This is a genomic window from Streptococcus sp. 2018110 (assembly GCF_019754115.1).
GTDB classification, from domain to species: Bacteria; Bacillota; Bacilli; order Lactobacillales; family Streptococcaceae; genus Streptococcus; species Streptococcus hashimotonensis.
The window spans coordinates 29,217-55,135 of the sequence record NZ_JAIJZO010000011.1; the positions used below are offsets into that span (position 1 = coordinate 29,217).

A 25,919-nucleotide genomic window follows, 5' to 3' on the forward strand; every position below is an offset into this window, starting at 1 on the left:
TACTATTCTAACAAAATTCCAAGGAAATTTCGACGGGTTGCGCCCACTTATTTTGGAAAAATCGTGAAATCTGTCATATCACAGTGATCAATAAAGCGACGACCTGCCTCTCTGATGTCATCTAACTGTAGTTCCTGTATCATTTGAGGTATATCAAAAACATTTTCATATTCTGAATACTGAGAAACAAAGTGACTAGCTGTAAACTCAAGAGAATTTAAGCTACGAATAAAATCTCCATACATCTCGTTTTTCAACAATTGTAAATGATCCTCTGTCACATCTGCATCATCCTCAAATTTCCTAAGTGCTTTCATCAGTATACTAGAAAGCGTAATGGGTTCTTGAGTATCTCCCGAGATAATCAAATAGTGGTACTCAGGTGTAACCTCTAATTGGAACTGGAAAGAAGAATCAATTTTTCCCTGCTCGTATAACTGTTGGTATCGTTTTGAAGTCCAACCAAACAACATGGCAAATAAAAATTGTAAACTGAGCCGATATTTCTGAATAGTCTCCTTATCAACCTCGTCATTTCCCCGTAAACCAACAGCCAATTTTGGGGTAGATACTTCAAATTGTTCTGAGAGATGCTCCTGTATCGGCAACTTTTGGACACCTTCCAATTCAAACGACTGAGCTGGATTATCCATCTGAGCTACTTGATAGCTTGAAATTTGTTTCCAAACTGCCTCTAAATCAAAATTACCAATAACGAATAAATTCATGTTACTTGGATGATAAAACACATCAAAATTCTCATATAAATCATCCGCAGTAATTGCAGCAATTGATTCAACTGTCCCTGCTATATCATAGGCCAAAGGACTTTCTGGATAAAGCGATGATAAAATTCCCGTAAACAAGCGATAATCTGCATCATCTTGATACATCTCAATTTCTTGTTCAATAATCCCCTGTTCTCTTTCTACATTGTCTTCTGTAAAATACGGTTCTCGAACAAAAGATTGTAAAAGTGATAGAGACTCCAATACTTTCTGAGTCGTTGAAAATAAGTAACTAGTCTGTCTAAAACTGGTATAAGCATTTGCGCTTGCTCCCAATTTAGCAAACTCATTCATAATATCCTCTTCATTCTCAGTTTCAAACAGCTTATGTTCTAAAAAGTGTGCAATCCCTGCAGTATAAACAACACTATTACCATTAGCCAATGTAAATCGAGTATGAATACCCCCAAAATTTGTCGTTAGAATTCCATATGTCTCATGGAAATCTACTTTAGGAAGTAAAACAACTGTCAACCCATTGTCAACTTTCCCATAAAAGACAGATTCTTTCATGTAAGGATACTTCTTCTCAATTAACTTCATTCTTCTGTCCCCTCCATAAAGTAAACAGCCTGTAAATTAATCATCTGTCCTACTCGAATGACATCGTCTATTGATACCGATTTGATAGCCTCAATCCAATCTAGCCAACTTAAATTTCTATTTCCTAAGGTAACTTGATTATATACTTGTTCTATCAAATTATTCTGCCTATCCTGAGCCAAGGTTGCCGAATGAATCAACATGTTTTTTGTCAACTCTAATTCTTCTTCTGTAAATTTACCACATTTTAAATCAAGTAGTTGTTTACTAATTAACTTCATTACCCTGAGTCTATTTTCGCGGCTAATTCCAGCATAGACCTTCAGCATTCCTGAAAAAATAGAGACCTGACTTCCAATTGTATAGGCCAAACTTTCTTTCTCACGAACATTCATAAATAATTTCGAATGGGAGAAAGCACCTAGTAGACCATTAAATACCATCAAAGCTGGATAGTTTACATCGTTGTAAACCACCTGTAAATGATATGCCAATTCCAAAATGGACTGCCTTGCCTGTTTACGCTCGATTTTTTCTTGCGTTATGTTTGAGTATTCCTGATGATATTCTAACTCTAATTTTGGATTTCTATAAGTAAAACCAAAATCTTCAAGTTTTCTTTTTACTTGTTCTCTGTCAACCTTCCCTAAGACAAATATATCAATTTTATCCATACGCAACATATTCCGATAAATCTGAAAGGTTGATTCTGCTGTTTCTTTTTCAACCAAATCAAGCCTACCGACGCGTGGAATTTGAAGAGAGGGATCTTTATAAAAAAGCTTACTCATTTCAACATCTGCATGATAAAAATTATCTTCTATCTCTGACTGAAGAAAATTGATTAAATTCGTTTTTTCAACCTCGAAAATCTGACTATCAAATCCTCGCCCCTTTTTCAGTGGTCTAAATATACACGTGTATAAAAAATCAAGAATCTCTACTGTAATATCCTCATTTTCTGGCAAGTGACGAGGACTGACATATGAAATTGTCACATCTACACAGTGCACCCTACCACGTTTTGAAACTGAGGTCGAGAACTGAGCACCATACAATTCTGCCAATCTTCTCCGAACAGCCTGAGCAGTCTGAAATTCTTGGTTACCCATTTCAAAAACATTTGCAACTAACACACGACCAGCAACTGTAGCCTCACTCATTTCAGCTGCAAAGCGAATACGTATACGATTTGTCGTAAACTGATCTGTATCAATAAAATGAAGATCTACTCCCTCTTGTAATTTCATCTTCTTCCTCTTTCAAACATTGTACCTTCCATTATACCATTTTGTGATATAATATTCTGTAACGAGGTGACTTATGGAATTTAAATTATTTGATGACTACATCACATTACAAGCATTATTAAAAACGACTGGTATTCTCCATTCAGGAGGTGCCATTAAAGGATTTTTAGAAGAAAATACCATTCTTTTCAATGGAGAGGATGAAAAAAGACGCGGTAAAAAAATCCGTGTCGGAGATGTTATCACACTCCCAGACCACAACACCAGCATCACAATCGTCGCACCTAGTGCAGAAGAAATACAGCAACACCAAGAAGATCAAGCTGAAAAAGAACGTGTGGCTGCAATCGTTAAAAAGTTAAATCAAGAAAATAAAAAGAATAAGAAACAGGTAAAAACTCCTAAAAAAGCAACTAAAAAGACTGAAAGAAAACCTGTTCGTTTCCCTGGTATGTAGACATGTGGCTAGAACGATTAGAGTTACAACATTTTCGCAATTACAACCAATTAGATATTGAGTTCCACAAAGGGCTCAATGTCTTTTTAGGCGAAAACGCCCAAGGAAAAACCAATATTCTAGAATCTATCTATGCTTTAGCTTTAACACGAAGTCATCGAACACGAACAGATAAGGACCTACTACAGTTTCAAGAAAAGGAATTATCTATTTCGGGTTTACTCCATCGCGCAAGCGGTAAAGTTCCACTTGACATTCACTTGACAGATAAGGGGCGAGTGACCAAGGTCAACCATCTCAAACAAGCAAAACTTTCTAATTACATTGGACATATGAACGTCGTCCTATTTGCTCCAGAAGATTTACAGCTGATAAAAGGTGCCCCTGCTTTGAGAAGAAAGTTCATCGATGTCGAGCTCGGGCAAATCAAACCACTCTATCTCTCTGACCTATCGAATTATAACCACGTTTTAAAACAAAGAAATACTTACCTCAAATCTACAGATAAGATTGATGAGAACTTCCTATCCGTGTTAGATCAGCAACTTGCTGAATATGGTAGTCGTGTTATCCAACATCGTATTGACTTTCTAAAGAAATTAGAGGAATTCGGAAATAGAAAAGTTCAAGATATTTCAGATAAGAGAGAGGAACTAACTATCGAATATCAATCCTCAATTAAGTTTACTACTTCTGTCAATTTAATTGACATATTCTTGACGGAATTAGAAAGGTGTCGCAAACGTGATTTATTTAAGAAAAATACAGGAGTTGGACCACATCGAGATGATGTAGCTTTCTTTATAAATGGAATGAATGCCCATTATGGTAGTCAAGGTCAGCACCGCAGTCTCGTTCTGTCACTCAAACTGGCTGAAATCGAGCTGATGAAGGAGGTCACACGAGAATACCCAATTCTACTCTTAGATGATGTTATGAGTGAGCTGGATAATAATCGTCAAATCAAGCTACTAGAAACTATTACAGATACGATTCAAACATTTATTACAACGACATCTTTAGACCATTTACATAAGCTACCTGATAGTTTAAAAATATTCCATATTGAGTCTGGTAAGGTTACTGAATCAGAATAAGATTATTTACACTGTTGTCAATAAAATTTACAAAAAAGTAAAGACCCTGTCAAGAGGGTCTTGTTTTTGTTTACTGTACTGAATAGTTTGGAGCTTCGTTTGTAATTTGAACATCGTGTGGATGGCTTTCTTTCAAACCAGCACCTGACATTTCGATGAACTGAGCATTTTCATGCAATTCATTCAAGTTACCAGCACCTACATAACCCATACCTGAGCGAAGTCCACCAACCATTTGGAAAATCATATCTGCAACAGAACCTTTATAGGCTACACGTCCTTCAATTCCTTCTGGAACAAGTTTGTTTGCTTCATTTACAGATGCTTGGAAGTAACGGTCTTTTGAACCTTGTTTCATGGCAGCGATAGAGCCCATACCACGATAGGTCTTGAACTTACGACCTTGGAAGATTTCTGTCTCACCTGGTGCTTCATCCGTTCCTGCAAACATAGAACCAAGCATAACGGCATGACCACCAGCTGCAAGTGCCTTGACAATATCTCCTGAATACTTGATACCACCGTCAGCGATAATGGTTTTACCATATTCACGCGCAACACCAGCTGCATCATAGATAGCTGTCACTTGTGGTACACCAACACCTGCAATGACACGTGTTGTACAGATTGAACCTGGGCCAATACCGACCTTGACAACATCAACACCAGCTTCATAAAGAGCACGAGCTCCTTCAGCTGTGGCAATGTTGCCGGCAATCAAGGTACGAGTTGGAAAGTGGTCACGGATTTCTTTGATCTTACGAAGAACACCTGCTGAGTGACCATGAGCTGTATCGATGACAATCGCGTCTGCACCCGCTTCAAAAAGGGCTTCTGCACGTTCAAAAGTATCAGATGTAACACCAACAGCACCCGCAACCAAGAGACGACCAAATTCATCCTTCGCAGCATTTGGGAACTCAATCACTTTCTCAATATCTTTGATGGTAATCAAGCCTGACAAACGACCATTTTCATCAACCAATGGCAATTTTTCAATACGATGCTTGTGAAGAATAGCCTCTGCAGTCGCCAAGTCTGTTCCAACTGGCGCTGTCACCAATTCATCACTTGTCATGTTTGTCGAAATTGGTTGTGAGTAATCTGAAATGAAACGCATATCACGGTTGGTGATAATACCAACCAATTTACGATTTTCCAATGTTTCAACGATTGGCACACCGGAAATACGATAAGTAGCCATCAACTTCTCAGCTTCTGCGATTGTGTGCTCAGGAGTTAAGAAGAATGGATCGATAATAACACCATTTTCAGAACGTTTTACCTTACGCACTTCTTCAGCTTGCTCTGCTATGGACATATTCTTGTGGATGACACCCAAGCCACCTGCACGTGCCATTGCAATAGCCATTTTACTATCTGTTACAGTGTCCATGGCAGCAGAAATAATCGGAAGATTAAGGGTCAAATTTGGTGCTAATTGCGTTTTTAAATCAATATCATGCGGTAATACATGACTTTCAGCCGGAATAAGTAATACATCATCAAAGGTAAAGCCTTTTTTCAAAAATTTAGTGTCCCAGTTTGACATTTTCTTCCTCTTTTCTTTTTTTCTTACTAGCTATCGCTATAATTATTTTATTTATGATAACATTTTGAAATCATTTGTCAAATATTATTCGCTTTAAAATAAGAAACAATAATAATTCAGAAAATTCATTCCTTATTTCTTTTAGAAATTCGAACGTTTGTTTTTTGCTGCGTCGTAAAACAAATGAAAAAAGCAACGTTTTCTCAACATTGCTCTTTTATTGTTAACCTTATTTAAAATAGTTAATTCCCATAGCAGATTTCACTTGGTCAAGAGTTGTCGCAGCAACTTGGCGAGCTTTTTGGCTACCTGCTTCCAACATTGCATAGACCTGTCCCATATCCTGTGCAAACTCCAGACGGCGTTCACGGATTGGTCCTAATTCTCTCTCTAAAATGTCCAGCAAATAACGTTTGGTCTTCACATCGCCCAAACCACCACGTTGATAGTGCTCCTTCATAGCCTCAATCTCAGCCTTATCTTCTTCGCACCCAAAAACGTCAAGATAGTGGAAAACCATGTTTCCTTCAATCTTACCTGGGTCTTCAACACGGATGTGGTTGGGATCAGTGTACATGGACATGACTTTCTTCTTGAGCGTATCCATGTCATCTGCCAAGTAAATCCCATTTTCGAGTGACTTAGACATCTTAGCATTACCGTCCAAACCTGGTAAGCGACCAGCTGCCTCATTTTCAGGATAAATGCCCTCCGGCTCTACCAAAATATCAGTCTGGTAAGCATGGTTAAAGCTACGAACGATTTCACGAGTCTGCTCAATCATCGGTTTCTGGTCATTTCCAACAGGGACAAAATTTGCCTTGAAGGCTGTAATGTCCGCCGCTTGAGACACAGGATAGACCAAGAAACCAGCTGGAATTCCTTCGCCAAATCCCTTCTGAGCAATCTCGGTTTTTACAGTTGGATTGCGTTCTAGACGTGCAACAGATACCAAGTTCAAGTAGTACATGGTCAACTCTGCCAATTCAGGAATTTGACTCTGGATGAAAATCGTTGTCTTAGCTGGATCAAGTCCTGCCGCTAGATAATCTAGTGCTACGTTTCCAACGGATTCAACAATCTTTTGCGGTTCTTTGGCATGGTCTGTCAACGCTTGTTGGTCTGCTAAAAAGACAAAAAGTTCATGTTGACCTGCATCCTGTAATAAAACACGATTTTTCAACGAACCAACATAATGTCCAATATGTAATTTGCCTGTTGGACGGTCTCCTGTTAGGATAATCGGTTTACTCATAAAATATTCTCCTTTTACATAATAAAAGCCCACGCACAGAAAACTGTGCGAGGGCGTCAAGGACACGGTGCCACCTCACTTATAAGCATTAAATAAGCTTACATCTTTTTGCACATAAGGCCTGCTAGCCGAATCCTTATTTATTCAGATTCTATTCACTCAGTCCATTCATAAGCGACTCTTGTTTGTTTCCACCAACCACAAACTCTCTAAAAATTATCCACTTACTACTCTTCTGATTGATTCCTATTATAACCGCAAAAAATTAGAAAGTCAAGCTGACAAAGCCTTGACGATACTGTCTAAATTAGGGATAATAGAAATTGCTTTTATAACACTAACCAAGGAGAATATATGAAAGAACGTATAAAGGACTTTATCTCTGTCACACTCGGATCAGTTGTCATGGCCATTGGATTTAACAGTTTTTTTCTAGAGAATAATATCGTATCTGGTGGTGTCGGAGGTTTAGCAATCGCACTCAATGCTCTTCTGGGGTGGAGTCCGTCTGACTTTGTCCTCTACTGTAACATCCCTTTATTAATCATCTGTTGGTTTTTCTTAGGAAAATCTGTATTTATCAAAACTGTCTATGGTGCTGTCATTTATCCTCTTTGCATCAAGTTGACAGCAGGTTTACCCAACTTGACAGAAAATCCTCTCCTAGCTGCTATTTTCGGTGGAATTATCCTAGGTTTTGGACTTGGTCTTGTTTTCCTTGGAAATTCTTCTACTGGTGGGACAGGTATTCTTATTCAATTTATTCACAAGTACACCCCTTTATCATTAGGTCTGACAATGGCTATTATTGATGGTATTATCGTTGGTCTTGGATTTATTGCCTTCGATACTGATACTGTTATGTACTCGATTATTGCCCTAATGACCATTACTTATATTGTCAACCGCATGATGTCTGGTAACCAATCTTCTCGAAATGTCATGATTATTTCTCAAAAATCAGAAGAAATAAAAGACTACATCACAAAAGTTGCTGATCGCGGTGTGACAGAGCTCCCAATTATCGGTGGCTTTACAGGGGTTGACAAGCGCATGTTGATGACCACCATCTCTATCCCAGAAATGCAAAAACTGGAGACAGCGGTATTAGAAATTGATGAAACTGCCTTTATGGTTGTTATGCCTGCGAGTCAGGTGCGTGGACGTGGCTTCAGTCTTCAAAAAGACCATAAACATTATGATGAAGATATTTTGATTCCAATGTAATTCATTGAAAATTCAAGTTCTTTCTAGTACAATAAAACTAATAGACAGAAATAGAGGAGAAACTATGCTTACAGTATCAGACGTGTCGCTTCGCTTTAGCGACCGCAAATTATTTGACGATGTCAATATCAAATTTACAGCAGGAAATACCTACGGTTTGATTGGTGCAAACGGGGCCGGTAAATCTACATTTTTAAAAATTCTTGCTGGTGACATCGAGCCATCAACAGGTCATATTTCACTTGGACCAGACGAACGCCTTTCTGTGCTACGTCAGAACCATTTCGACTATGAAGATGAGCGCGTGATTGACGTCGTTATCATGGGGAACGAGCAACTTTACAGCATAATGAAAGAGAAAGATGCCATTTACATGAAGGAAGATTTTTCTGATGAAGATGGTGTTCGTGCTGCTGAATTAGAAGGTGAGTTTGCTGAACTTGGTGGCTGGGAAGCTGAAAGTGAAGCTTCTCAATTGCTCCAAAACCTCAACATTTCAGAAGACCTCCACTACCAAAACATGAGCGAATTGACCAACGGTGAGAAGGTTAAGGTTCTCTTAGCTAAGGCCCTCTTTGGTAAGCCTGACGTTCTTCTTTTGGACGAGCCAACCAACGGTCTCGACATCCAATCCATCAACTGGCTCGAAGATTTCTTGATTGACTTTGAAAATACGGTTATCGTCGTGTCCCACGACCGCCACTTCTTAAACAAAGTATGTACCCATATGGCCGACCTAGACTTCGGTAAAATCAAGATTTTCGTTGGTAACTACGACTTCTGGAAACAATCCAGTGAATTAGCAGCTAAACTACAAGCTGACCGTAATGCCAAAGCAGAAGAAAAAATCAAGGAACTACAAGAATTCGTTGCCCGTTTCTCTGCTAATGCCTCTAAGTCTAAGCAAGCTACTTCACGTAAGAAGATGTTGGACAAAATCGAGTTGGAAGAAATCATTCCTTCTAGCCGTAAGTACCCATTTATCAACTTCAAATCAGAACGTGAAATCGGTAATGACCTCCTAACAGTTGAAAACTTAAAAGTTGTCATCGATGGTGAAACGATTCTTGACAATATCAGCTTTATCCTGCGTCCAGGTGACAAGACTGCTCTTATTGGTCAAAACGACATCCAAACAACTGCTCTCATTCGTGCTCTTATGGGCGATATTGAATATGAAGGTACTGTCAAGTGGGGTGTCACTACTAGTCAATCCTACTTACCAAAAGACAATACTCGTGACTTCGATACAAACGAATCTATCCTTGATTGGCTCCGTCAATTTGCCAGCAAGGAAGAAGATGACAATACCTTCTTGCGCGGTTTCTTGGGACGTATGCTCTTCTCGGGTGATGAGGTTAACAAACCTGTAAACGTCTTGTCAGGGGGCGAAAAAGTGCGCGTGATGTTGTCAAAACTCATGCTCCTCAAGTCAAATGTCTTGGTCTTAGATGATCCAACCAACCACTTGGACTTGGAGTCAATTTCCAGTCTGAACGATGGTTTGAAAGCTTTTAAAGAGTCCATCATCTTTGCCAGCCACGACCACGAATTTATTCAAACTTTAGCAAACCATATCATCGTCATTTCTAAAAACGGTGTTATCGATCGAATCGACGAAACTTATGATGAATTCTTGGAAAATGCTGAAGTACAGGCTAAAGTACAAGAACTTTGGAAAGCATAATAAAAAGGCGATTTATTCGCCTTTTCTTTTAAATCTATGAAAAAAATATTTACAAAAACATCCATTTATTATCTCTTCTCTTTCCTTATTCCGCTGACTATTATTTCTATCGTCTTAGCATTTCAAGGAATCTGGTGGGGAAGTGATACAACAATATTGGCCAGTGATGGCTTCCACCAGTATGTTATTTTTAATCAAACATTACGAAATACTTTACACGGAGACGGCTCTTTATTTTACACATTTTCAAGTGGTTTAGGACTCAATTTTTATGCCCTATCCTCCTATTACCTAGGTTCATTCCTATCTCCAATTGTCTTTTTCTTTGATTTACAATCCATGCCTGACGCTATCTATCTTGTCACTATTGTCAAATTTGGATTGACTGGGTTGTCAACTTATGTCAGCCTAAAGGGTATCCATAAAAATTTGAAAGAAGAATGGGCACTATTACTCGCTACTAGTTTTTCTCTGATGAGTTTTAGTACAAGTCAATTAGAAATAAACAACTGGCTAGACGTTTTTATACTCCTCCCACTCGTTCTTCTTGGATTGCATCGATTATTAAAAAAACAGGGTCCGATTCTCTACTACATAACATTAACATGCTTGTTTATCCAAAACTATTACTTCGGGTATATGGTGGCTATTTTTCTAACATTATGGACATTGGTTCAATTATCATGGATAAATAGTCAGAGAATCAAAAGATTTATCAACTTTACAATAGTGTCAATTTTATCTGCTCTAAGCAGCATGTTCATGTTGTTACCAACCTACTTGGATTTAAAAACTCATGGTGAAACATTTACAAAAATTGTCAACCTAAAAACCGAAGACTCTTGGTATCTGGACTTCTTTGCAAAAAACTTAGTTGGTAGCTTTGATACAACAAAATTCGGTTCTATTCCCATGATCTCTGTTGGTCTCGTTCCACTAATACTCGCTTTATTATTCTTTACATTAAAAGAAATAAAACCAACTGTCAAACTCTCCTATGCTCTATTCTTTACATTCATTATTTCAAGTTTCTACTTACAACCACTCAATCTTTTTTGGCAAGGTATGCATGCGCCAAACATGTTCCTCTATCGTTATGCATGGGCTCTATCAATAACCGTTATCTATTTAGCAGCAGAGACATTGGTACGACTACGTCAAGTAAGTATTAAAAATTTTACTCTGATTGTTTCATTTTTACTCATTTGCTTTGCTTCTACCTTTATTTTTAGAGATCATTATGAGTTTCTAATGGATGTAAATTTCCTACTCACACTAGAATTTCTAATAGCCTACTTCATTCTTTTTGTAGCAATGATTCACTATAAATCATCCTTAAAATGGATTAATATTGTTTTATTGTTCTTCACTTTCTTAGAACTTGGATTACATAGTCATTATCAGGTTCAGGGGATTTCTGATGAATGGCATTTCCCTAGCCGATCAAACTATGAAGAAAAATTGACAGATATTGACAGTATTGTAAAGTCTACAAAGACTACAACTGATTCATTTTATCGTATAGAACGTCTATTACCACAAACTGGCAATGATAGCATGAAATTCAATTACAACGGTATTTCTCAATTCTCCTCCATTCGAAATCGTGCTTCCAGCTCAGTACTAGATAAGCTCGGTTTCCGTTCAGACGGTACCAATTTGAATCTTCGTTATCAGAATAATACAATTATTGCTGATAGCCTATTCGGAATCAAATATAATTTAGCTACTACGGACCCAAATAAGTTTGGTTTCACACTGAATCAGAGTCAGTCTACTATTAATCTTTACGAAAATAGTTTTAATCTAGGGTTAGCCCTATTGACTGAAGGGATTTACAAAGATGTCAATTTTACAAATCTGACTCTCGATAATCAAACAAATTTTCTTAATCAACTAACAGGGTTATCTCAAAAATACTACCACACTTTATCAGATGTTGTTTCACAAAATACAGTTGAACTGAGCAATCGAATGACTGTCAATAAAGTTGACAATGAGGATGCTGCAAAAGCAACTTTCTTAGTAAATATACCTGCAAATAGCCAAGTATACTTAAATTTGCCAAATTTAACATTCTCAAATGAGAATCAAAAAAAGGTTGTCATTACTGTCAATAATCAGTCAAGTGAGTTTACACTAGATAATGCTTTCTCTTTCTTCAATGTGGGGAGCTTTACTACAGATGTACAAGTTCAAGTCGATGTATATTTTCCTGAAAATAATCAAGTTTCTTTTGATAAACCACAATTTTATCGATTGGACTTATTAGCTTTCCAACAGGCTATTTCCATTCTCCAAGAAAAACAAGTAGTAACAAAAACTGATAGTAATAAAGTAACCGTTGATTTTGTAACCGATAAAGAAGCCTCGCTCCTCCTTACTTTACCCTATGATAAAGGATGGAATGCAACCATTGATGGTAAACCTATCAAAATCCAAAAAGCGCAAGAGGGTTTTATGAAAGTAGATGTAAGTCCAGGTCAAACTAAACTAGTTTTAACCTTTATACCAAATGGTTTCTATCTAGGTTTACTGATTTCTTTTGGTGCAGTTTTTGTATTTTTCTCCTATCAATTCATTAGATACTATTATTCTAAGAACCGAGAATCCTAAACTTTCTCGGTTTTTTCTTGTAAACAACAAAAAACCTTGATTTCTCAAGGTTTCCTATGCTTTATCTACTCCGCCAACAGATAATTGTACGTTAAAATAAGTTAAAATAGATAACAAAAATAGCGATAATCAAGGGTTTGTCACTTATCTATGGAGTAATGAAAAGAAGGAATTTGACCAAATTTTGACCACATGAAATTTTATAAAATATTTATGTATTTCCTAAATTATGCAGAATTTTTATAAAAATACAGTCTGACCAAGTTTTGACAAAGAAGCATTTCGGAGTAACTAAAAAATTTAAAATTCTATTAACATTCCTAAAAATTGTTGGAATAGCGTAGTCTTTCCGAAATTTTTAGGAATCCAAAAAATCTTCCTACAATAAGTAAGAAGATTTTTTCATTTTAGCCATCTATCCTTGTTTGCGTCTTCTTGCACTTGCAAGACCAAGGCTAGATAATACTGACACACCTGCGAGTGCCAACAAACTTGTTTGCTCCCCTGTGTTTGGCAAGATCTTAGCACGTTCAACACGTGAATAAGTAATTTTGTCACCAACCTGCGTTATGCCAGCTTGTTTTCCAATTTTAGTATGCACTACAGATGTTGCTTTCTTCCCATCAACGTAGTCAATAACTACCCCGTTAGCATCTAGTACTGGGGTAGCAATACCGCCTGCATTGTTGATAGCTTCAGCCTTAGCCTTCAACTCAGCCAAGCGTTTAGCCTCAGCCTCAGCACGGTCTTGTTCCGCCTTCAGGTTAGCCAACTCTTCGTAGCGAGCAGTTTTCTCAGTTGCATTAGCTTTAAGGGTTGCAAGTAACTCCTTAGCAGTCTCATACTCTGCACGAGCAACTGCAAGGGCTTGATTAGCTTCAGTAAGCTTAGCAGTCAAGACTGTAAGAACTGCACCCTTGTCAACCAAAGCCTTAGCAAGTTCATTGTACTTAGCAGTAGCTTTTTCAGAGTCAGATTTAGCTGTGCTTTGTTTAGCAATAGCATCAGTAAGGGTAAGTTGTGCAACCTGGTCAGCCTTCTTAAGCACTTCCAGAGTTTCTTTTTCTTGTGCAAGTACCCCTTGGGCTTTTTCATCTGCTGAGCGAGCCTCTACCAGTTCAGCTTTAGCTTTAGAAAGGGCGTTAGCCTTATCGATAGCACTAGCCTTAGCTACGGCAAGAGTTTCCTTAGCAGACTGCAAGGATGCTTGGTCTTTTTCAAGTTGAGTTTCAGCATCTTTTACTGCTTGCTCAAGAGCAGGAATATCTACTGTACCTGACTTCAAGTCAGAAAGTTGTTTTTGAGCATCTGCAAGGGCTTGTTGTGCATTAACGTATGCAGTATTTGCATTTTGGTAAGCTACATTTGCTGTTTGGGCATTAGCCAAAGCAGTATCATAAGCTGATTGAGCTGCTGCGACTGCTGATTCGTCTACTACTGTTTTAGTTACTGTTTCGTAAATAGGGGTAGTTGTTGTAGTACCACCTGTTACTGTTGAATACTTATTAACAATTGGGGTACCTACAGTATCGCTAAATGTAACAACAACCTTAGGTACACGTTCCCCATGACCGTCCTTGAATGACAATACATCTAAAGATACCCCTACAGAACTTTCACCTTCTACAAGACCCAACACCTTAAGGGCTGTAGAAAAATCAGAGTTGTTTCCAACACCATTTACAATATTGTAAAGAGGGCGATACAACTGATGACCTACCGCTGCCACTACCATAGACTTCAACTCTGCCATTGTAGAAACAGTTGCATCTCTATCATCAAATTGAGCGATATTTGCAATATTGTTAATGATTGTAGTGTTTTCGTTATTTGCAATACTTTTAGCAATAACTGTAACATCATTAATTGTTCCAGTAGCTTTTGTAAAGAAACCACTAGCAACAAGCTGGTCATGAGTCATACCTTGGTAATTAGCAAACATACCATTAAACAAAGCATCTGTAGTACTGTTTGCTACTGACACACTAGACTTGGTTACATCCAACAAAGGAGTACCTAGTTTAGAACGTAATTCATTAACCAATGAGGCATAGAAAAGGCTCAAGTCTGTGCGTTGCTCTTCTGTAAGGTCATGAACCTTTACAAGAGTAGAGTTATCTGTATCTGAGAAAGAGTAACGAAGATTCTCAGTCCAAGATTGGAACTCTGCAACAGTTGGCGATGCCAACAAGTCACGAACGTTCACTTTAACAGAAACAGTAGAGCCTCCGCTCTGATAAGAAATTCCTTTAGCTAGAGCAGACTCAATATCGGCAATTGTTCCTGTACCATTAGCGTAGTTTTGAATAGCCTTCAGATAATCTGAGTTGGTTACAACACCATTTACACCCGAGAAGCGACCTGACTGAGCAACACCAGTATTTAATGTAGACGTACCGCCAGTAGTCTTAGTCTTAGTACCAACCTGAACAGTTTCAGTTACAGTAGTACCCGCCTTGGCAGTATCAAGAGCTGATTTAGTGGTAGATACTTCTTTATCGGCGTCTGACTTAGCTTTAGTTGCATTTGCCAAAGCATTTGCAGTTGAGTCAACATCAGCTTCCTTAGACGCTACTACCCCTTCTTGAGTTGCGATAGCTTGAGCCTTGTCGGTTTCAGCCAACTGTGCAGACTCAAGAGCCTGTTTAGCTTCTGCTAAGTCAGTAGTATCTTTAGCAACAGCTTCAGTAAGAGTATCTACATCCTTCTGAAGTTGAGTTGTATCCGTAGTACCTGAAAGGTCTGCTACTTTCTTCTCGGCATCGGCAACCGCACTTGCAGTTTTTTGAGCATTAGCATCAGCATCAGATACAACACCCTCTTGAACAGTTACCGCCACTGCTGTTGCATTTGCAGAATTTTTAGCAGTCTCTACAGTTTCATTAGCTGTAACCAACGCATCAGACTTAGCATCGGCATCAGTTTTAGCATCTGCTACTACCTCTGGTGTGACCTTATTAGCTTCTTCAATTTGAGTATTCAAATCAGAAACCGTAGATTCACCCGTAGCAATAGTTTCTTCTAAACCACCTACAACTGCTTCTTGCTCTGTAACCGCTTGGTTAGCTTGGTCTGCTTCAGCCTTGGCTTCAGACACCTGAGCATCAGTTACCTTAGTTTCAACAACTCCTTCACTTGCACCAGACTCGGCAACCACCTCAACCGAAGTAGACTCAGTACCAGTAACAACCTCCTCAGCACTCACTACCCCACCTACTAGCATTGAAGTAGTCAATACAGATACAACCGCACCAGTACGCAATTTCTTAATGGTTCCATGACCATGGATGTTAGATTTAAGCATAATATATAAACTCCTAAATAGCTTTTTAAAGATATTATACCATATTTTATAGCATTTAAAAGCTATTTTACAAAAATATTCGCTTTTGGAGTAGTTCTTTAAAGATATTAAATACAGTAGTATAGGTTCTAAAAGAGGTATCAACATGAAAACAACAAATTTAAGGGCATATATCGGTAAACGGATTCGTATTCTCAGAATCCAAAAAAACATGACCCAGCAACAACTAGAGGAGTATGCCGACCTCCCTTTAAAATACGCCTATAAACTCGAAAACTTAGAACCAAACATAAAAATCCAAACACTTGAAAAAATCATGTCTGCTCTTGATACAGATGTAGAAACATTTTTTGATATCTCGCTAAAAGAAAACAACCCTCTGACCAATCAATTACTGTCCCTGCTTGCTGAGCTCCCTAAAGATAAACAAGAGCGACTCTTAAAACTTATGATAAATTTAATAGAAGAAGTTGAAAAATAAGCCAAGTCGAAAAATGACTTGGCTTTTTGCATGCTCTAATCTATGTAATTATCAAATCCGTTTCGTGTTTGAACAGATTTGATAAACTGTTCAACATTCTCCCAGTCCTCAAACTCCTCAACTATCTTAAACATTTCCAATCGTTCAGCTAGTTGGCAAAATACTGTAACATTCTCCTCTGATTCAAAAATCTTTTCAATTAAAGGGAGATAATCAAGCACATTCGTTAATAGTTGCTCATTTTGTAATAACATAGGTAGAGCATAATGACAATTACTTGATTTCTTCATCTTCTCCAATATCTTAGGGAATTCTTTGTTTTCAATTCGATGCTCAATAATGTCCGTAACCTTGTCCATAATTACTTTATCATTGTTTTGAATGCCTTCGTATATTTTTTCACTTAATTCACTAAATATTTCATTTTCAAAGATAGCATTATAAGCTCTATCACTAATAGCTGTTTTGGACGTAGAAGGGTTTCCTTGGAAGATTTTTTCTAGTGTTTTAACACCTACTTTAGAATCAATCATATCATCGACGTATTCTAATATTGCTTTGTATCCTTTTTCTTCAGCTGAAAGTTCTTGAAATTCCTTGAATTCCTCTAAATCTTCAACAAAGTTCAGAGTTATACAAGCTAGTAATAATTTTTCTTGTTGTTCAACAACATCTATAGACATAAATAGCACCTCACATATTTTTCATTAGATTAGCATAACCGATGAACAAATTCAAGTGTACTTTATTCCGTTAGTGAAAGTGGAAAAAGCCTATTACATCAGTACCTAGACGTTAGGTAGAAACTGAATTATTTGTATGTTATTCTCGTAGTGTGAGATAGCTATCACACAACATTATTTACCCACATGGGTTAGAAAAGAGGTGGCTCATGGAAGCTACACAAGTAACAATTCAAGGGCGCTTGCTCGGGGCATCGGAAGTAAAAGATTTTACGTCTGGGCACAGTACTGGTCAAATCCAACTCTCTATCGGAATACGCTCGTTAGAGGGGCGTTTTAGTCAGACAAATATAAAAGTTGATACCGTGAATATATCAGACTTTACAACTTTGTTTGATGAAAAAGTAGAAATTACTCTTGATAATGTTTCTATCAATGCCTACACAAGTGGGAATCGCGGTGCGCTTTCAGTCAAAGCTAAGTCTGCTTTTATTGAGTTGGTTTAGTGGCTAGGGGGATTCCTCCTAGCCATAGAAAGGACTTTTTATGACAATTTTGTCTTGGTTAATTATCTTATTTGCTGGATTTCTTTATTTTGCTCTTAGAATTAGCGAGATTAAAGAAAAACAGAAACAGGCTCAAATACTTCAATTAAACCTCCCAACAATCATAGCAGATATTGAACAGGTAATTGAAAAAACTGCAACTGTTTCAGGGCAAAAACTTCTTTTTGATAGTCGCTATATTCGATACTTGCAAACTAGCAGTGATTATCGTTCTCACCTTATTCGTTTTCCTGTTATGCTATCTAAAAAGCCTGTTGAGGAAGAAGAAAGCTATATCCAACAAGTTTTTCTGACACAATTTAGTAAATTTCTGGTTGATTCTATAACTTATGAAAATTGGTCAGACAAAGGGAAGTCGTTATATATTACACCCAAATTTGGAGAACTGTTGAGGTATAACAATCAGTATTATCTCAATTTGGAAATTCAATTTTCCTATAGTTCTAATTAGGAGTGTGAACAGATGAAATGTTTTCTTGATAAAAAGCTTTTTGATGCTGGAAATCACTTCTTCTGGGATATACCAGTTGAGCGTGTACCACACGCTCTTTTAGTAGGTTCCAGCGGTTCTGGTAAGACTTATGCGACAAAAATTTTTTTAGCACGTTTTGCACACACCTACCCTAGAGCCACGTTTCTGATTGGCGACTATAAGGCTGATTCTGACTTTGCTTTTTTAGATGGATGTAAAGGATTTAAGCGTTTTAATGATGTCGCAGAACTCCTTACTTTAGCATTATCAATTCTTGAAAACCGTCAAAAGGGGCTTGATAAGTCCAGAGAATTTGTAGTAGTCTGCTTTGATGAATTTACTGCATGGCAAAATAGCCTTGATAAGAAGGAGCGTGACCAAGCTATAAAAGACTTTACACGTCTTATTCAATTATCACGGTCATTTTCTATATTTGTAGTCGTTTCCCAGCAGGACGCTCATAAGTCAACACTTGGCTTATCACGTGATTCCATAGGTACAGTGATTGCACTAGGTAAATTGTCTAAAGAAACGGTCTCAATGCTCTTCTCTGATGAAAAAGAGAACATCATAAGAAATAACTCCCGAGGGGTAGGATATATGAAAATCAATGGAAAAGAGAGTCGTCACATCATAGTACCTAGTTATAACATGCGACCGCTAGAAAATTTGATTCTGGAAGCTGTGCAGCGTTCAGACCGTTATTTTTAATTTGATGAGGCTGTTGCCCCGTAGCCTTCAGGCGAAGGATTGGCTTACAGCCTCGCCAGCTTTAGCTGGCTAACGGGGATAATGTAATAACCCCCGTTCCATTATTTCCTAGATTCTTTGCTTTACACATTCCACTTTAGGGAAGGAACTTACTACCATTACAAAAGGCTGTCAAAGCAAGCATTTACCTGCTAAATAAAACTTAGGGTGACTATAGCTTCATATCATGGGAAAATTAAATCATAGGAATTTCGCTACTCGGTAGCAATAGTTAACTAAAATAAAACCTACCGCCCAGTTAACTATCAATTTATAGGCGGATAAAAGGACGTAAATTATGTTTTGTAAAAACGAAATTGAAGAGTATCTTCAAAAAGATACTAACCGTAAACCTGTAATTATGACCAGCATTGATGAAGTAACATTCGTCATCAAGCCAACAGAAGATACTGTAGGAGAGTCTCTTGCTAATTGGTTTCAAATTGCTTCATCGCTATCAGAAATAATGGCTGAGAAACTATCTTTGCCTATTCTCTTTGGAGAGTATATTCCTCTAAAGATACCACCAGCAGGCTATACAGATGGATTCACCTTTCAAGACTTGCCTTACTATTTTGCTATTGCTTGGCATCAGACCAACTTTACAATGGGTATTATATTAAAGTTCAGTGCATCTGCATTGTCGCAATATAAATCTAGTTATCAAGACTTCAATGGTAAAGCAATCGACGTCCACAACATGGCACATTTACTGGACGAGGATTACTATGAATTACGTCTTTCACGTATTGACTTTGCCATTGACTATTTTAACTATAAGTTAACTGTCAATGACCTCTACCAAGGATTGAAAACAAAGAAATACATCATTACCAATAACAAGGGGCGTAAAAATATATCAAAAATTAGTGCTCAAGAGGTAAATGGATATGCACAAACTGTTTATATTGGTAGCAAGAAAAAGAATATTAACGCTTTACTTCGCATCTATAATAAGTACCAGGAGCAATTAGATAATCAGGGACGATATATGCACCTCACAAAATTTTGTGATTCTTGGATTCGTATGGAAGCTTCCTATAAAGGAATTTATAGTAAGCAAATCCTAGCTCTGCTACTAACATTAGATAGCTCTGAGGACTTGAGCAAGCTAATTGTTAATAAGATACTTGATAAATATTGCTTCTTTGATACAACTACTGGAGAAGCTATTGATGTAACAAGTGATTTAATAAAAGGTATGGGAGACTTTCCAGCACTAGAATCATTATCTTCAAGGAATAATGACCTGATGGCAACAATATTATATTTAATGAAAGGTAGTGGCTTTTATCCACTTCTACGGAAAATAGAAACAATATGGGGAACAGAAGCACGTAACCACTTCATCATCAGACTAATTCAAGAGTATGAGGCCAACTACACCCCAAACACAGATGTAGGAATATGGTTATCTAAGTTTGGTGACAAACTCTCTAATCTTAATTTTAAAGATTTACTTGAAGATGCTTTTCAAATTTTTTATCAAAAAAACAACATCAACCCTAAAAATTCCGCCAAGAACAATAAGAATGATGTTGCCGATTAACTGAGATAAGACTAGGCTTATCCCTAGTCTATTATCTCATAATTTAGAAGGGAGATAAAGTCATGGAAATAAATAAATTTACTATTGACTTAGCAAATATCACTATTAAGCTTCCTGATTCGAAGATTATTGTAGATAAAGATGAATATGAAAGACTGAAGAAAAGTGCTGTAGCAGGTCACTATATGACACTAAACGATGTCCTAGAAATGCTCTCTGTATCTCGTCCATGGCTACTTGAAAATGTCCTATATAAGCCAATTATTCGCAAACAAATTGATATTGACCAAAACCCAAACGGATTTGTAAAATATCCTCAGAATCGAGGAGGTCGATATTTCTTTTTAGCTACTAAAACACGTGAATTTTTCGAACAGAATTTTCTAGAAATTTTCAAATAATTATGCTATGATAACCAAGACAACCCTTGGTTATCTGCTTTTTATGAAAGTGAGGTAACTATATGGCATCCTATAGACAAAGAGGTAAGAAAAAATTATGGGACTATAGAATCTTTGATGATAAAGGAAAAGTAATAGCTTCAAATTCTGGATTTAGAACTAAAAAAGAAGCTGAACTTGAAGCAATCGAAATTGAGCTTAGACTTCTAAAAGGGGCTAACATTGATAGACAAATTAGTTTACATGAACTTTGGAAAAAATGGTATGAGCTACATATCGTTCCTTTAAATAAAAAACAGGCGACACTAAACAAACACATAAAACGTGGCAAACTAATTGAAGAATTTTTCGGAAATATGCCTCTGGTAAATATAAAGGCTAGTCGCTACCAACTCTTTATCAATCAATTTGCTAAAACTAATGGTCGTGATAATGTTGCTCGTTTAAATTCTGAAGTTAAGAAAGTTCTAGAATTTGCTAAGCAAGACCGACTTGATTTCCATGACTTTACAATAGGTGTAAAGATAACTGGATTAGAACCAGCAAAATCAAAAGAAGATAAGTATATTCATAGTAAAGCAGATTATAAAAAATTAGTTAATTATCTTTACAATAATGTAAACTATACTGACAACTTAGTTTACTATCTTCTTTACATACAGTTAAAAACTGGTATGAGATTTGGAGAGGTGTTAGGCTTAACTTGGGATTGCATACTTTGGAAAAGCAAAGAGATTGTAACTTATAGGCGATACGATTCAGCGAAAAATGAGTTTACAGACCCTAAAACAAAAACATCTGTACGAAATATTCCTATTGATGATACTGTAATAGAGGTACTTGATAAATTGCTAAAAGAGCAAGATACAATTGATTTCGATAATCCAAATAATCTTCTATTTGTTAATCCAATTTATGGTGTACCTTCAAATAAAACTGTCAATACTTGTCTCAGTGAACTGCTTCATCAATTAAATATAACTCCAAAAGTCCTAACTGCTACTGGTATACGTCATACCTACATCAGTATTTTACTTGCTGAAGGAATCGATATTTGGACACTATCAAAAATCGTAGGTCATAAAGACACAAAGCAGATTATAGAAACCTACTCTCATCTTATTAAGGAAAAAGAAGAGGAAGAGACTGAAAAAATTAGGAAAATCATGTCAGCAACTACTTGACCGTTTTTTGACCAAATTTCCCTTTTGTATTATTATTCATACCACTTTTTCAATATTTTTTTAATTTAATCTGAAAAACAAACAAAATTGAAATAACTGTAAATTCATTGACCAAGTTTTGACCAAAACAACAAAAAACCTTGATTTCTCAAGGTTTCCTCTGCTTTATTTACTCCGCCAACAGGGCTCGAACCTGTGACATCATGATTAACAGTCATGCGCTCTACCAACTGAGCTATGGCGGAAGAAATAGTCCGTACGGGATTCGAACCCGTGTTACCGCCGTGAAAAGGCGGTGTCTTAACCCCTTGACCAACGGACCATTTTTAGAACAATAACTAGTATAATACATGTGACTTTGTTTGTCAATACATTTTTTTGATTTTTTATTGTATTGACAGAGTGCTTTGTTTAATGTAAAATAAAATGGTTAAGGTTCCATAGCTCAGCTGGATAGAGCATTCGCCTTCTAAGCGAACGGTCGCAGGTTCGAATCCTGCTGGAATCATTTAGACCTACCTCGAGTAGGTCTTTTTTCTTGCCATAATTCATAATTAATATATAAAACTGGCAAAATCAGACCAATAAGGGCATATTCTTCAAATTGGAAGGATAGGTGAGTAGATATGATGACACCTAGCATAAATCCTATAATGGTCAATAAGATGTTTCTACCTGTTTTTCTAAGTTCTGAATCTTTTTCAATAACTCCTTTAAACCAGAGGTAAGCAGCATTTTTGACGTTCCCTGTCATCATCACATTGGCATACGGAGCACCTCGTAACCTTCTAAATGTTTCTACTTGAATAGAGGCTACGAAGGCTAGGCTAGCAATTGTAAAAGACGCAGGCATAATAGGTGAGAAAATGATAGTTAGTAAAATAAGAACTAACATCATTACACTACTACCAAAGTGCCAAGACCATGTTTGTTTTTCAAAATACCTTCTTGCTAAGTAGGTAAAAAATTGTCCGAATACAAAAAATAAAATGGGAATGGAAAAATTAACTACCTGCGCAAAGTCACCTTTAGCTAAAAAATAAGCTAGGGAAATAACATTTCCAGATTGTACACCAGCAAAGCGACCACCCTGAGTCACAAAAGTAAAGGCATTTAAATAACCACTGATAAACGTTAATGAACAAGCAATTCTCAATCCCTCAAAAACACGATAATCTTTTTGATTCATTTTCACTCCTTGTTTCACGTGAAACTACTTATGATATGGGCTTCCCTGCTGAATCATAAATGCACGATAAATCTGCTCGATGAGAACTAATTTCATTAGTTGATGGGGAAGTGTCAACTGTCCAAAACTCATCAACAAATTAGCTCTTTTTTTAATACAAGAATCGAGACCCAAACTACCACCGATGATAAAAGTTATATCTGAATACCCATTTACTGCAATATCAGATAGCTTTTGACTAAATCCTTCCGATGGAAATTGTTTCCCTTCTATCGCTAAGGCAATGACAAAATCTCGCTCTCCAATTTTAGACATAATTCTATCGGCTTCTTTTTTTAATATTTGTTCATTCTCTGCCTGACTGGCTTTATCTGGTGTTTTTTCATCAGGAAGCTCAATCATATCCAACTTAGTAAATCGTCCCAATCGTTTACTATATTCTGCAATACCTTCTTTGAGGTACTTTTCTTTCAATTTTCCAACGGTAATCAATTTTATTTTCATAAAATAATTGTAACATATCCACAAGCATACGACAGAAAATATTTTTAGAAAATCAGGATATGGCTACAGTTTTTCACACAATTCACAGAGTTATCCACAGGTTGTGGATTGATTTTTGAAAACTTTAAGCTATAATTAAGAAAGCAAGAGTAATCTTAAGGAAAATTAAAGAAATGGAAAGGATTCCTTATATGAAAAAATATTTGAAATTTGCGATTCTATTTGTAATTGGATTTTTTGGGGGGCTTATCGGGGCCTTATCAGCCTCTTTCTTCCAACCACAGGTTCAACAAGCAAATTCTGCTATCACTAGTGTCAGCAATGTTCAATATAATAATGAAACTTCCACCACAAAAGCTGTAGAGAAAGTACAAAATGCTGTTGTGTCTGTTATTAATTACCAAAAGTCAGCCAACAATAGTCTTGGTGCTATCTTTGGAAATATTGAATCATCTGACGAACTAGCTGTTGCTGGAGAGGGGTCTGGGGTTATCTATAAAAAAGATGGTCAATATGCCTATATTGTGACAAATACACATGTTATTAATAACGCAGAAAAGATTGATATTCTTTTAGCATCTGGAGAAAAAATCAGCGGTGAACTCGTTGGTTCCGATACCTATTCTGATATAGCTGTTATAAAAATATCAGCAGATAAAGTCACTACTGTTGCTGAATTTGCTGATTCCGATACAATTAAAGTTGGAGAAACTGCTATCGCAATTGGTAGTCCTCTAGGTAGTGTCTACGCCAATACAGTTACTCAAGGTATTATTTCCAGCCTAAGTCGGACAGTTACTTCACAATCAGAAGACGGACAAACAATCTCAACCAATGCTATTCAAACCGATACAGCTATCAACCCAGGAAACTCTGGTGGACCATTGATTAATATCCAAGGACAAGTTATTGGTATCACCTCTAGCAAAATCACCTCAAGTTCTGTAAGTAGCTCTGGTGTGGCTGTGGAAGGTATGGGATTTGCTATTCCTGCAAATGATGCCGTAGCTATTATCAATCAACTTGAAAAAGATGGAAAAGTTAGCCGACCTGCTCTTGGAGTTCATATGGTTAACTTGACGACCTTGTCAACTAGTCAATTGGAAAAAGCTGGATTATCAAATACGGAATTAACATCCGGTGTAGTAATTGTCTCTACACAAAGTGGGCTACCTGCAGATGGAAAATTAGAAACTTTTGATGTTATTACTGAGATTGACGGAGAAGCTATTCAAAATAAGAGTGACCTCCAGAGCGCTCTCTACAAACATCAAATTGGAGATACAATCACTGTAACTTATTACCGCAATAATCAGAAACAAACTGTTGACATTAAGTTGACACATTCTACAGAAGAACTTAGCGAATAATTGACAAATGAGACTTTACACAATTGTAAAGTCTCATTTTTTTTGCTAGAATAAGGATATATGGAAGAATTACGTACACTAAATATTTCAGAAATCCATCCCAATCCCTATCAGCCAAGAATTCATTTTGATGAAAAGGAGCTACTTGAGCTTGCTCAATCTATTAAGGAAAATGGCTTAATTCAACCGATTATTGTAAGAAAATCTTCTATTATCGGATACGAATTATTAGCTGGAGAAAGAAGGTTGCGAGCCAGTCAATTAGCTGAACTGACTACAATACCAGCAGTGGTAAAAGAACTGACTGATGATGATTTACTCTATCAGGCTATCATAGAGAATCTGCAGCGTTCTAACTTAAATCCGATAGAAGAAGCAGCCTCTTATCAAAAATTGATTAGTAGAGGGTTAACACATGATGAAGTTGCTCAAATCATGGGAAAATCAAGACCATATATCAGTAATTTATTGCGCCTACTAAATCTATCATCTCAGACTAAACAAGCTGTAGAAGAAGGAAAAATTTCACAAGGGCACGCGCGACAATTGGTGTCATTTTCAGAAGAAAAGCAAGCCGAATGGGTTCAACTCATTTTATCAAAAGATTTAAGTGTGCGTACGCTTGAAAAATTAATAGCTGCAAATAAGAAAAAACACACTAAGCTTAAACAACGCGACCAATTTTTAAAAGAACAGGAAGATTCACTCAGTAAAACTCTTGGAACAGCTACAAAAATTCTCAAGAAGAAAAACGGGAGCGGAGAAATTCGAATTAGCTTTAATGACCTCGATGAATTCGAAAGAATTATCAACAATTTAAAATAGACTTGTTTACAATTTATTTTTATAAACACTCTTTTCCACACTAAAATCATTACAAAAAGTCAGGACCAGCAAAGGTTCTGACTTTTATTCACATCTTGTGGAAAACTTTTCTTAACAGTGTGGATTTTAAAAATTATCTGTGGAAAACTTTTGTTTTTTATGGTACACT

22 protein-coding genes, 3 tRNA genes and 1 other annotated feature are annotated in these 25,919 nt (G+C 36.9%); of the genes, 15 read left to right on the forward strand and 10 right to left on the reverse strand.

Translation table 11 applies throughout. The annotated features are described in order from the left end of the window. Positions 1 to 47 precede the first annotated feature (47 nt). On the reverse strand, positions 48 to 1,331 hold the full coding sequence (yfmH, locus tag K5Q34_RS07555) for an EF-P 5-aminopentanol modification-associated protein YfmH (RefSeq protein ID WP_172114823.1): 1,284 nt from the start codon (positions 1,329 to 1,331) through the stop codon (positions 48 to 50). Beyond that, on the reverse strand, positions 1,328 to 2,581 hold the full coding sequence (gene yfmF / locus K5Q34_RS07560; protein ID WP_172114821.1) for an EF-P 5-aminopentanol modification-associated protein YfmF: 1,254 nt from the start codon (positions 2,579 to 2,581) through the stop codon (positions 1,328 to 1,330). The genes yfmH and yfmF overlap by 4 nt, the downstream gene beginning before the upstream one ends. Before the next feature lie 73 nt (positions 2,582 to 2,654). On the opposite strand from yfmF, the gene yaaA reads away from it, so the two are divergent. Then, the gene (gene yaaA, locus K5Q34_RS07565; protein WP_029186223.1) at positions 2,655 to 3,038 is read left to right on the forward strand and encodes a S4 domain-containing protein YaaA; all 384 of its coding nucleotides are present in this window, start codon (positions 2,655 to 2,657) and stop codon (positions 3,036 to 3,038) included. Positions 3,039 to 3,040: 2 nt separating this feature from the next. Then, positions 3,041 to 4,135: a DNA replication/repair protein RecF gene (recF, locus tag K5Q34_RS07570; protein ID WP_105153126.1), complete on the forward strand. Its 1,095-nt coding sequence runs from the start codon at positions 3,041 to 3,043 to the stop codon at positions 4,133 to 4,135. 70 nt (positions 4,136 to 4,205) lie between these two features. Here recF and guaB read toward each other — a convergent pair whose 3' ends face one another. Together guaB and trpS are read right to left on the reverse strand one after the other, a co-directional pair. Beyond that, the gene (guaB, locus tag K5Q34_RS07575; RefSeq protein ID WP_029186220.1) at positions 4,206 to 5,687 is read right to left on the reverse strand and encodes an IMP dehydrogenase; all 1,482 of its coding nucleotides are present in this window, start codon (positions 5,685 to 5,687) and stop codon (positions 4,206 to 4,208) included. A gap of 229 nt (positions 5,688 to 5,916) precedes the next feature. Beyond that, entirely contained in the window at positions 5,917 to 6,942 is a 1,026-nt protein-coding gene (gene trpS, locus K5Q34_RS07580; protein WP_172114819.1) for a tryptophan--tRNA ligase, read from the reverse strand. 46 nt (positions 6,943 to 6,988) lie between these two features. Next, positions 6,989 to 7,195: a binding site (T-box leader), on the reverse strand. A 101-nt stretch (positions 7,196 to 7,296) separates the two neighbouring features. On the opposite strand from trpS, the gene K5Q34_RS07585 reads away from it, so the two are divergent. The 3 genes from K5Q34_RS07585 (at position 7,297) to K5Q34_RS07595 (ending at position 12,472) form a co-directional block, all read left to right on the forward strand. Further along, a complete protein-coding gene (locus K5Q34_RS07585; protein WP_024407761.1) occupies positions 7,297 to 8,169 on the forward strand; it encodes a YitT family protein in 873 nt (290 codons plus the stop codon). Between the two features lie 64 nt (positions 8,170 to 8,233). Further along, positions 8,234 to 9,856 carry an ABC-F family ATP-binding cassette domain-containing protein gene (locus tag K5Q34_RS07590; RefSeq protein ID WP_012775415.1) on the forward strand — a complete coding sequence of 541 codons (1,623 nt, stop codon included), beginning with the start codon at positions 8,234 to 8,236 and terminating at the stop codon, positions 9,854 to 9,856. Positions 9,857 to 9,892: 36 nt separating this feature from the next. Beyond that, the gene (locus K5Q34_RS07595; RefSeq protein WP_221864790.1) at positions 9,893 to 12,472 is read left to right on the forward strand and encodes a YfhO family protein; all 2,580 of its coding nucleotides are present in this window, start codon (positions 9,893 to 9,895) and stop codon (positions 12,470 to 12,472) included. Positions 12,473 to 12,887: 415 nt separating this feature from the next. Here K5Q34_RS07595 and K5Q34_RS07600 read toward each other — a convergent pair whose 3' ends face one another. Beyond that, on the reverse strand, positions 12,888 to 15,776 hold the full coding sequence (locus tag K5Q34_RS07600; protein ID WP_221864791.1) for an SEC10/PgrA surface exclusion domain-containing protein: 2,889 nt from the start codon (positions 15,774 to 15,776) through the stop codon (positions 12,888 to 12,890). A gap of 145 nt (positions 15,777 to 15,921) precedes the next feature. Between K5Q34_RS07600 and K5Q34_RS07605 the strand changes: the two genes are divergently transcribed. Further along, positions 15,922 to 16,257 carry a helix-turn-helix domain-containing protein gene (locus tag K5Q34_RS07605; RefSeq protein WP_014638870.1) on the forward strand — a complete coding sequence of 112 codons (336 nt, stop codon included), beginning with the start codon at positions 15,922 to 15,924 and terminating at the stop codon, positions 16,255 to 16,257. Positions 16,258 to 16,292: 35 nt separating this feature from the next. On the opposite strand, the gene K5Q34_RS07610 is transcribed toward K5Q34_RS07605, so the two are convergent. Next, positions 16,293 to 16,940 carry a hypothetical protein gene (locus tag K5Q34_RS07610; RefSeq protein ID WP_024407764.1) on the reverse strand — a complete coding sequence of 216 codons (648 nt, stop codon included), beginning with the start codon at positions 16,938 to 16,940 and terminating at the stop codon, positions 16,293 to 16,295. A 209-nt stretch (positions 16,941 to 17,149) separates the two neighbouring features. Between K5Q34_RS07610 and K5Q34_RS07615 the strand changes: the two genes are divergently transcribed. The 6 genes from K5Q34_RS07615 to K5Q34_RS07640 all read left to right on the forward strand — a co-directional run bounded on the left by K5Q34_RS07615 (position 17,150) and on the right by K5Q34_RS07640 (position 21,862). Beyond that, a complete protein-coding gene (locus K5Q34_RS07615) occupies positions 17,150 to 17,446 on the forward strand; it encodes a hypothetical protein (protein ID WP_024407765.1) in 297 nt (98 codons plus the stop codon). 40 nt (positions 17,447 to 17,486) lie between these two features. After that, positions 17,487 to 17,957, forward strand: coding sequence for a hypothetical protein (locus tag K5Q34_RS07620; RefSeq protein WP_024407766.1), 471 nt, complete (start codon positions 17,487 to 17,489; stop codon positions 17,955 to 17,957). A 12-nt stretch (positions 17,958 to 17,969) separates the two neighbouring features. Then, a complete protein-coding gene (locus K5Q34_RS07625) occupies positions 17,970 to 18,689 on the forward strand; it encodes a type IV secretory system conjugative DNA transfer family protein (protein ID WP_205028813.1) in 720 nt (239 codons plus the stop codon). 337 nt (positions 18,690 to 19,026) lie between these two features. After that, a complete protein-coding gene (locus tag K5Q34_RS07630) occupies positions 19,027 to 20,277 on the forward strand; it encodes a replication initiation factor domain-containing protein (protein WP_205028814.1) in 1,251 nt (416 codons plus the stop codon). Between the two features lie 62 nt (positions 20,278 to 20,339). After that, complete coding sequence (locus K5Q34_RS07635) at positions 20,340 to 20,678, forward strand: DUF771 domain-containing protein (RefSeq protein ID WP_105096471.1); 339 nt, start codon at positions 20,340 to 20,342, stop codon at positions 20,676 to 20,678. 62 nt (positions 20,679 to 20,740) lie between these two features. Next, the gene (locus tag K5Q34_RS07640) at positions 20,741 to 21,862 is read left to right on the forward strand and encodes a site-specific integrase (RefSeq protein ID WP_172004022.1); all 1,122 of its coding nucleotides are present in this window, start codon (positions 20,741 to 20,743) and stop codon (positions 21,860 to 21,862) included. Positions 21,863 to 22,034: 172 nt separating this feature from the next. Here the strand turns inward: K5Q34_RS07640 and K5Q34_RS07645 are convergent. Then, positions 22,035 to 22,107 (reverse strand) — tRNA-Asn (locus K5Q34_RS07645). A 5-nt stretch (positions 22,108 to 22,112) separates the two neighbouring features. Continuing rightward, positions 22,113 to 22,184: transfer RNA gene (locus K5Q34_RS07650), tRNA-Glu, on the reverse strand. A gap of 112 nt (positions 22,185 to 22,296) precedes the next feature. Between K5Q34_RS07650 and K5Q34_RS07655 the strand changes: the two genes are divergently transcribed. Continuing rightward, positions 22,297 to 22,370: transfer RNA gene (locus tag K5Q34_RS07655), tRNA-Arg, on the forward strand. On the opposite strand, the gene K5Q34_RS07660 is transcribed toward K5Q34_RS07655, so the two are convergent. Together K5Q34_RS07660 and rlmH are read right to left on the reverse strand one after the other, a co-directional pair. Then, the gene (locus K5Q34_RS07660; protein ID WP_053867304.1) at positions 22,368 to 23,051 is read right to left on the reverse strand and encodes a YoaK family protein; all 684 of its coding nucleotides are present in this window, start codon (positions 23,049 to 23,051) and stop codon (positions 22,368 to 22,370) included. The genes K5Q34_RS07655 and K5Q34_RS07660 overlap by 3 nt on opposite strands. 24 nt (positions 23,052 to 23,075) lie before the next feature. Continuing rightward, on the reverse strand, positions 23,076 to 23,555 hold the full coding sequence (gene rlmH, locus K5Q34_RS07665; RefSeq protein ID WP_221864792.1) for a 23S rRNA (pseudouridine(1915)-N(3))-methyltransferase RlmH: 480 nt from the start codon (positions 23,553 to 23,555) through the stop codon (positions 23,076 to 23,078). Positions 23,556 to 23,728: 173 nt separating this feature from the next. Between rlmH and K5Q34_RS07670 the strand changes: the two genes are divergently transcribed. Next, the gene (locus K5Q34_RS07670; RefSeq protein ID WP_024384306.1) at positions 23,729 to 24,925 is read left to right on the forward strand and encodes a S1C family serine protease; all 1,197 of its coding nucleotides are present in this window, start codon (positions 23,729 to 23,731) and stop codon (positions 24,923 to 24,925) included. Between the two features lie 60 nt (positions 24,926 to 24,985). After that, a complete protein-coding gene (locus tag K5Q34_RS07675; RefSeq protein ID WP_221864793.1) occupies positions 24,986 to 25,750 on the forward strand; it encodes a ParB/RepB/Spo0J family partition protein in 765 nt (254 codons plus the stop codon). Positions 25,751 to 25,919 lie beyond the last annotated feature (169 nt).